Here is an 8,762-nt window from a genome sequence, read left to right on the forward strand (position 1 = left end):
TGATTTCCGACTGCGCGCTACAAGAGCAATTGTTTCAGCGAATGTGCGCAAGGACACCCTGCAGCTCATCGAGGGAGTTATAACCGATCACCAGTTGCCCCTTGCCCTTCTTTCCATGGCGGATCTGCACCGCAGAGCCCAGGCGCTCGGCCAGGCGCTGTTCCAGGCGAGCGATATCCGGATCGGTCTTGGGGGCTTCGACAGGGGCTGGTTTACCACTGAGCCACTGACGAACCAGTGCCTCGGTTTGGCGCACAGTCAGGCCCCGTGCGACAACATGTCGCGCCCCTTCAACTTGTTGATTTTCCGGCAAACCGAGCAACGCCCGGGCATGACCCATTTCCAGGTCGCCATGGGACAGCATGGTCTTGATGACTTCCGGCAACGCAATCAGGCGCAACAGGTTGGCCACCGTCACGCGGGACTTGCCCACGGCCTCAGCGACCTGTTGCTGGGTCAGCTGGAACTCCTGCTGCAAACGTTGCAGCGCTACCGCTTCTTCAATCGGGTTGAGGTCTTCGCGCTGAATATTCTCGATCAGCGCCATGGCGATGGCGGTTTCATCCGGCACATCGCGGACCATCGCCGGAATGGTTTCCTGGCCGGCCTGCTGGCTGGCGCGCCAACGGCGTTCGCCGGCGATGATCTCGAAGCGCCCGTTGGCGATCGGGCGAACCACGATCGGCTGCATCACGCCCTGGCTCTTGATCGACTGGGCCAGTTCTTCCAGGGCCTGAGGGTCCATGTCCCGGCGCGGCTGATATTTGCCGCGCTGGATCAGGTCCAGCGGCAGGTGTTGCAACTCGCGCTGGTCGACCTGTACGGCCTGCTCTTCCAGGGAGCTGACAGTGGGACCACTGAGCAGTGCATCCAGTCCACGTCCGAGACCTCGTTTCTTGACGGCCATGGGGTTTCCTTAAGTTGGCTGGGCTGCAGCGGTGCGTGGGTTACGGCGCTGACGGCGAACCATCTCGCCCGCCAGGGCCAGGTAGGCCAGCGCACCACGGGATTGTTTGTCGTAGGCCAGGGCCGGCATGCCGTAGCTCGGCGCTTCGGCCAGGCGAATGTTACGCGGGATGACCGTGTCGTAGAGCTGCTCGCCGAAGTGTTCCTTGAGCTGGGCCGAGACATCGTTCATCAGGCTCAGGCGCGGGTCGTACATGGTCCGCAGCAGGCCTTCGACTTTCAGTTCCGGGTTCAACAGCTCGGCGATGCGCTTGATGTTATCCACAAGGTCGCTCAACCCTTCGAGGGCGAAGTACTCGCACTGCATGGGGATAATTACCCCATCGGCGGCCACCAGCGCGTTGAGGGTCAGCATCGACAGCGACGGCGGGCAGTCGATCAGGATGTAGTCGTAGTTCTCCCGGATCGGCGCCAGCGCACTGCGCAGACGGCTTTCCTTCATCTGCATTTCCAGCAGCACCACTTCGGCCGCCGTCAAATCACGGTTGGCCGGCAGCAGTTGATAACCGCCGTGTTCGGAGAAATGCATGGCCTGACCCAGATCGCATTCACCGATCAGTACGTCGTAGATGGAGTTTTCCAGGCCATGTTTATCCACACCGCTACCCATGGTGGCGTTGCCCTGTGGATCGAGATCGATCAACAGCACCCGGCGCTTGGTCGCGACCAGGGATGCTGCGAGGTTGATACAGGTGGTGGTCTTGCCCACACCACCCTTTTGGTTCGCTATCGCGAATACCTTAGCCATTCTTGCTTGTGTTCCCAATCATGCCGTGCGGCGCAGTATCAGCAGATGGCGTTGGCCTTGGCAACCGGGTACGGCCAGGGCGTGTTCGCTATCGAGGTGGAAGTCTGCCGGCAATGCTACCAGCTCATCGGCCGGATGAACGCCCTTCATTGCCAGCCAGCGCGTATCGGCATCGCCGAGGTGGCGAGTCCAGTTGCTGAAGTTCTCCATGCTGCTGAACGCCCGGGAGATGATCCCGTTGAACGGCTGTGCAGGCTGGAACGCTTCGACGCGGCTGTGGATAACTTGCAGGTTATCCAGTTTGAGTTCGAGTTTGACCTGGGTCAGAAATCGGGTTTTCTTGCCGTTGCTGTCCAGGCAGGTCACTTGCGAGCCGGGAAACAGGATCGCCAGCGGGATTCCTGGCATGCCACCGCCACTGCCGACATCGAGCCAGCGACCGTCTTCGATGAAAGACATGACGCTGAGGCTGTCGAGTAGATGCCGGGAGACCATTTCGTCCGGATCACGCACTGCGGTCAGGTTGTAGGCCTTGTTCCATTTGATCAACAGGGCCAGATAACCCAGCAATTGCGCGTGCTGGGCTTCGGTCAGGTTGACACCGAGCTGACGGGCACCTGTGGATAACTCTTCAGCATGTTGCGAGGTGACCATCGAACTCAAGCGCTTTGCTCCAACTGGCGGCCCGCGCCGCGTTTTTTCAAATGAATCATCAACAGGGAAATCGCCGCCGGGGTCACACCGGGGATGCGCGAAGCCTGGCCCAGGGTCTCGGGACGAGTCGCGCCGAGCTTGCTCTGGATCTCTTTCGACAACCCGGAAATGCCCGTGTAATCGATATCCACAGGCAGTTTCGTATCTTCACTGGCGCGCAACCGGGCGATTTCATCCTGCTGACGGTCGATGTAGCCGGCGTATTTGGTCTTGATCTCGACCTGTTCGGCCACCTGCGGATCTTCTGCGCCCTGACCGGTCACTTCCACCAGCCCGGCATAATCGATTTCCGGGCGGCTCAACAAGTTGAGCAGGTTGTATTCGTGGGTCAGCGGTGTACCGAATTTGGTCGCAATGGCATCGCCCTGCTCGGTACCTGGACGAACCCAAGTGCTTTTCAGGCGCTGCTCTTCCAGCTCGATACTCTCGCGTTTCTTGCAGAACGCGGCCCAGCGCACGTCATCCACCAACCCCAGCTCACGACCTTTTTCGGTCAGGCGCAGGTCGGCGTTGTCTTCGCGAAGGATCAGGCGATATTCCGCCCGGGAGGTGAACATCCGGTACGGTTCCTGTGTACCCAAGGTAATCAGGTCATCCACAAGCACGCCGATGTACGCCTCATCGCGCCGCGGGCACCAGCTGTCTTTGCCCTGGGCACGCAGCGCAGCGTTGGCCCCAGCCAACAGCCCTTGGGCGCCGGCCTCTTCGTAACCGGTGGTGCCGTTGATTTGTCCGGCAAAGAACAGGCCGCCAATGACTTTGGTTTCCAGGCTGTACTTCAGGTCACGCGGGTCGAAGTAATCGTATTCGATGGCGTAACCCGGGCGAACGATGTGGGCGTTTTCCATGCCGCGAATCGATTGGACGATCTGCAGTTGCACATCGAACGGCAACGAGGTGGAGATCCCGTTCGGGTACAGCTCATGAGTCGTCAGGCCTTCGGGTTCGATGAAGACCTGATGGCTTTCCTTGTCGGCAAAACGATGGATCTTGTCTTCGATCGAAGGGCAATAACGCGGACCAATACCTTCGATCACGCCGGAATACATTGGCGAGCGATCCAGATTGGCGGCAATGATTTCATGGGTACGAGCATTGGTGTGGGTGATCCAGCAGCTCACCTGTTTCGGATGCTGCGCTTTGGAGCCCATGAACGACATCACCGGAATCGGCGTATCGCCCGGTTGTTCGCTCATCACCGAAAAATCCACAGACCGGCCATCAATGCGTGGTGGCGTGCCGGTTTTCAGGCGACCAACGCGCAACGGCAATTCACGCAGGCGCTGGGCCAAGGCGATCGACGGAGGATCGCCGGCGCGGCCGCCGGAATAGTTCTGCATACCGATGTGGATAAGTCCGCCGAGGAAGGTCCCGGTGGTCAACACCACGGAATCGGCGAAGAAACGCAGGCCCATCTGTGTGACGACACCGCGTACCTGGTCCTGCTCGACGATCAGATCATCGGCCGCTTGTTGAAATATCCACAGGTTCGGCTGATTTTCCAGGATTTCGCGGACAGCGGCTTTGTACAAGACCCGGTCGGCCTGGGCGCGAGTAGCGCGTACCGCCGGGCCTTTGCGGCTGTTCAATACACGAAACTGGATACCACCTTTATCGGTGGCAATAGCCATCGCGCCGCCGAGGGCATCGATTTCCTTGACCAGATGGCTTTTGCCGATCCCACCAATGGCGGGGTTGCAGCTCATGGCACCGAGGGTTTCCACGTTATGCGTCAGCAACAGGGTTTTTGCTCCCATGCGCGCTGATGCAAGTGCTGCCTCGGTACCGGCATGACCGCCGCCGATGACGATCACTTCAAAACGGGAAGGGAAATCCACCACGCACCTCGTGCCTGCTTAATTCAGGTAATTCGGAAAATAGGTTTTGAGCCTGGCCAGAGCGTTTTTCGAGCCAGGTCGGCAAGTATAGGGACTTCCCGTTTCCTAAAGAACCCTTTGCACAAAATTTAACCAGCTGTGGAAAACTCGCGGTTAAAGAAATTAAAAAGAAAGAAATTTATAAAACCTTTGTTTTTATGTTTATTCTTACTGGGCATCATATCTGTGGATAAAACGCTACAGACCTTTGTTTTCAATATGTACAGAGATTCAAAACCCTGTGGTCATGTGGCAATGAGGGGCTTGGATAACCGGTGTAAGCCTGTGGATGAATGGGATGGTTATCCACAGAGGCGGTTATCTTCAGTTTTGAAGGGGGTTTATCAACCGAGCTTAACGGCGGTTATTCACAGGGCTTAATCCACAGCGAAGCATCATCCCTGGAGCAATCTCTGCTCCACGGACAAGCCGCCATGAAGGGCAATCGATTCAAAAAGCGAAGAGGAAACCGGGTTTGCCTTGGTCTCGATACGCTTTCGAGGGCAAACCCGGTTGTGGAGGTGGGGTTATTTACCGATACAGAAGCTGGAAAAAATCCGCCCCAGCAGGTCATCCGAGCTGAACGCGCCGGTGATTTCCCCCAGGGAGTGTTGCGCCTGGCGCAGATCTTCGGCCAGCAGCTCACCAGCACCCGCCAGGGTCAGTTGTGCGCGACCGTGCTCCAGCGCCGCGCTGGCGTGGCGCAAGGCCTCAAGGTGCCGACGGCGGGCACTGAAGCTGCTTTCCGAGGTTTGCTCATAGCCCATGCAGGCCTTGAGGTGTTCGCGCAGCAGTTCCAGGCCTTCGCCTGCGGACTTCGCGCTCAGGCTGATAGTCACATGGCCATCACCGCTGACCTCAAGGACAATCGCTTCCCCGGTCAGGTCAGCCTTGTTGCGGATCAAAGTGACTTTCGCCGGATCCGGGCGTATTTCAAGGAATTCAGGCCACAAGGCAAAGGGGTCGTCTGCTTCCGGTGCAGTGGCATCTACCACCAGCAATACCCGGTCTGCTTCCCCAATAGCCTTCAGCGCCCGTTCAACACCAATTTTTTCCACCTGGTCATCGGTGTCGCGCAGACCTGCCGTGTCCACCACGTGTAACGGCATGCCATCGATGTGGATATGTTCGCGCAGGATATCTCGCGTGGTGCCGGCGATCTCCGTGACAATGGCAGCCTCGCGGCCTGCCAGGGCATTCAGGAGACTGGATTTGCCGGCATTCGGCCGCCCAGCAATCACCACGGTCATGCCATCGCGCAACAGCGCTCCCTGCCCGGCTTCGCGAAGCACTGTGGATAACTCATCGCGTACCTTGTCGAGCATGCTCAGCACATGGCCGTCCGCCAGGAAGTCGATTTCCTCTTCAGGGAAGTCGATCGCTGCCTCAACGTAGATTCGTAGGCCAATCAATTGTTCGGTGAGGTTATGCACACGCTGTGAAAATGCCCCCTGCAAGGAACGCAGTGCGTTTCGTGCCGCCTGTGCAGAACTCGCTTCGATCAAGTCGGCAATGGCTTCTGCCTGTGCCAGATCGAGCTTGTCGTTGAGGAAAGCGCGTTCACTGAACTCGCCCGGCCGGGCCAGGCGACAACCCAGTTCCAGGCAACGCTTGAGTAGCATGTCCAGCACGATGGGGCCGCCGTGGCCCTGCAGTTCCAAGACATCTTCGCCGGTAAACGAATTCGGTCCGGGGAAGTACAAGGCCAGGCCTTCGTCGAGGACCTGCTGATCATCACTGAAAAACGGGCCGTAATGAGCAAACCGCGGCTTGAGTTCACGACCGCTGATAGCCTTGGCCGCGACACTGGCCAACGGCCCGGAAATACGGACGATGCCGACACCGCCACGACCTTGGGCAGTGGCAACGGCGGCAATGGTTTCACGCGGTGCGCTCATAAACCGGTATCCAGACAAAAGTGGCAGATAGCAAAACGCCCCACTAGGGGGCGTTTTGTGTGGTTATCCACAGAGCAAGTTACGCCTCGGCTTTTTTCGCAGCCGCTTCGATCTTACGCGTGATGTACCACTGCTGTGTAATGGACAACACGTTGTTCACAACCCAGTACAGCACCAGACCAGCCGGGAACCACAGGAAGAAGAAGGTGAAGATGATTGGCATCATTTTCATGACCTTCGCCTGCATCGGGTCCGGAGGCGTCGGGTTCAGCTGCTGCTGGATGAACATGGTCGCGCCCATGATGATCGGCAGGATGAAGAACGGATCCTTGATCGACAGGTCGGTAATCCACAGCATGAACGGCGCCTGGCGCATCTCCACGCTTTCCAGCAACACCCAGTACAGCGCCAGGAACACAGGCATTTGTACAAGAATCGGCAAGCAACCACCCAACGGGTTGATCTTCTCTTTCTTGTACAGCTCCATCATGGCCTGGGACATTTTCTGCCGGTCATCGCCATGTTGTTCTTTCAAGGCGGCCAGTTTCGGGGCCACTGCGCGCATGCGCGCCATGGATTTGTAGCTGGCAGCCGACAATGGGAAGAAAATCCCCTTGATCAGCATGGTCAGGAAAATGATCGACCAACCCCAGTTACCGACGATGCTGTGGATATGTTGCAGCAGCCAGAAGATCGGCTGGGCAATGAACCACAGGAAACCGTAGTCCACGGTCAGTTCCAGGCCTGGGGACAACTCTTTCAGTACCGCCTGGCTTTTAGGACCGGCATACAGAATGGCACTGGTCTCGACTTTTGCACCTGGCGCGGCGGTCAATGCCGGGCCGGTGTAGCCGACGATGTAGTTGCCTTTGCTGTCTTTACGCGTCTGGACGACGTTGTTTTCGCCTTTCTGCGGGATCCAGGCGGTCACAAAATAGTGCTGCAACCAGGCAACCCAGCCACCTTGAACGGTTTCCTTGAGCTGCGCCTTGTCCATGTCCTTCATGGACACTTTCTTGTACGGCTCCGAACTTGTCCACAGGGCAGCGCCCAGGTAAGTCGCGGTGCCGGTGGCAGTGCTGGAGGAAGGATCGTCGCTGGCGTCACGCTTGAGTTGCGCGAACATCGCGCCGGACCAAGGCTGGGCGCTCTGGTTGTCGATCAGGTAAGAGACGGTTACGTCATACAGGCCACGTTTCAAGGTGAAACGCTTGATGTAATTGACGCCATCCTTACTGAACTTCAGGTCCACGACCAATTGGTCCTGACCATCAGCCAGTTGATAAATCTTCTTCTCGGCGGAGTAAATCGGGCGACCGGCGGGGCTCGCATCCGGGCCGTTGGTGCCAATCAGGCCACTCTGGGCCAGATAGGTCCGCTCGTTACCGTTGTCGAACAGCTGGAAAGGAACATCCGGATGGTCCTGGCGACGCGGATACAACGGCAGCTTCAGTTGAGCAACGTCACCACCTTGTGGATCGACTGCCAGCTCGAGCACGTCCGTCTTGATCTGGATGAGATCTTTGCTTGCGGCCACAGGGGCTTCGGCAGGAGCGCTGGTATCGCTTGCCGAACGTGGGATGTCGTCATTGCTGGCGGCGTTGGTGCCAGTAGGGACATCCGGCAAGCTCGGTGCGGTATTGCTGGCTGCAACATTCTGAGTCGGCAGGGCAGCCTGGCCATAGTCCTGGTTCCATTTAAGGACCATGACATAGGACACGATTGCCAGGGCGACGATCAGGATCGTGCGTTTGATATCCATGATTACTCGGCCATCGAAGAAGAACGGGAGGTAGGGATAGGCGGAACCGGGTCATAACCGCCGGGATTCCACGGATGACAGCGACCTAAACGACGAAAGGTCAGCCAGCCACCGCGCAGAAGGCCATGATTTTCTATGGCTTCATACGCGTAGCAGGAACAACTGGGGTAGAAACGACAGTGACTGGCCATCAGGGGACTAATGGCATAGCGATAAAACTGGATCGGAACGAGTGCCAGTTTACGCATCGGGACTGTCTACCCCTACAGTTTCGGTGTTGACTGCTGGTACTGGCTTGTTACGGGCCAGACGCTTCCAGAGCTTGCCGAAATGCTGAATCAATTCGGGGTTTTCTACATCACCCAAACCTTTGCGCGCGACGATAACGATGTCCCAGCCGACCAGTGAATCCTGGTTCAGGCGGAACGATTCACGCATCAGACGTTTGAGGCGATTGCGCTGAACGGAGAGCTTGACGCTCTTTTTCCCGATAACCAGCCCGAGGCGGGGGTGATCGAGATCGTTGCTGCGCGCAAGGAGCAGGAGATTTTTCCCCGGAACCTTGCCGGTAGGGGAGTCAAAGACTGCCTTGAAATGCCGGGGGGTAAGCAGACGCTTTTCCCGACTGAAGTCCTGACTCACCTCCAGTGCCGGATTATCAAACTGCCAGACGCGCACGACCTTTGGCGCGACGACGCGACAGGACGGCACGACCGTTCTTGGTAGCCATGCGAGCACGGAAACCGTGGGTACGAGCGCGTTTGATAGTGCTTGGTTGGAAAGTACGTTTCATGTCG

At 57.8% G+C, this 8,762-nt stretch carries 9 protein-coding genes; all 9 read right to left on the minus strand.

Annotated features, from left to right (window positions below; translation table 11 throughout):
• Positions 1-34: 34 nt before the first annotated feature.
• Entirely contained in the window at positions 35-907 is an 873-nt protein-coding gene (locus EPZ47_RS29860) for a ParB/RepB/Spo0J family partition protein (protein ID WP_003207098.1), read from the minus strand.
• A 9-nt stretch (positions 908-916) separates the two neighbouring features.
• The gene (locus tag EPZ47_RS29865; RefSeq protein ID WP_003187199.1) at positions 917-1,714 is read right to left on the minus strand and encodes a ParA family protein; all 798 of its coding nucleotides are present in this window, start codon (positions 1,712-1,714) and stop codon (positions 917-919) included.
• An 18-nt stretch (positions 1,715-1,732) separates the two neighbouring features.
• The gene (rsmG, locus tag EPZ47_RS29870; RefSeq protein WP_178084347.1) at positions 1,733-2,368 is read right to left on the minus strand and encodes a 16S rRNA (guanine(527)-N(7))-methyltransferase RsmG; all 636 of its coding nucleotides are present in this window, start codon (positions 2,366-2,368) and stop codon (positions 1,733-1,735) included.
• Positions 2,369-2,373: 5 nt separating this feature from the next.
• A complete protein-coding gene (mnmG, locus tag EPZ47_RS29875; RefSeq protein WP_135847922.1) occupies positions 2,374-4,266 on the minus strand; it encodes a tRNA uridine-5-carboxymethylaminomethyl(34) synthesis enzyme MnmG in 1,893 nt (630 codons plus the stop codon).
• 566 nt (positions 4,267-4,832) lie between these two features.
• Complete coding sequence (mnmE, locus tag EPZ47_RS29880; protein ID WP_135847923.1) at positions 4,833-6,203, minus strand: tRNA uridine-5-carboxymethylaminomethyl(34) synthesis GTPase MnmE; 1,371 nt, start codon at positions 6,201-6,203, stop codon at positions 4,833-4,835.
• Between the two features lie 79 nt (positions 6,204-6,282).
• Positions 6,283-7,965, minus strand: a complete 1,683-nt coding sequence (yidC, locus tag EPZ47_RS29885; RefSeq protein WP_135847924.1) for a membrane protein insertase YidC — start codon at positions 7,963-7,965, stop codon at positions 6,283-6,285.
• Positions 7,966-7,967: 2 nt separating this feature from the next.
• A complete protein-coding gene (gene yidD, locus EPZ47_RS29890) occupies positions 7,968-8,213 on the minus strand; it encodes a membrane protein insertion efficiency factor YidD (protein WP_010465488.1) in 246 nt (81 codons plus the stop codon).
• A complete protein-coding gene (gene rnpA, locus EPZ47_RS29895; RefSeq protein ID WP_003207107.1) occupies positions 8,206-8,607 on the minus strand; it encodes a ribonuclease P protein component in 402 nt (133 codons plus the stop codon). Before rnpA ends, yidD begins: the two co-directional genes overlap by 8 nt.
• A 16-nt stretch (positions 8,608-8,623) precedes the next feature.
• Positions 8,624-8,758, minus strand: coding sequence for a 50S ribosomal protein L34 (gene rpmH / locus EPZ47_RS29900; RefSeq protein ID WP_003213577.1), 135 nt, complete (start codon positions 8,756-8,758; stop codon positions 8,624-8,626).
• Positions 8,759-8,762 lie beyond the last annotated feature (4 nt).

The sequence above is a fragment of the Pseudomonas viciae genome, assembly GCF_004786035.1.
In the GTDB taxonomy this organism is placed as follows: domain Bacteria; phylum Pseudomonadota; class Gammaproteobacteria; order Pseudomonadales; family Pseudomonadaceae; genus Aquipseudomonas; species Aquipseudomonas viciae.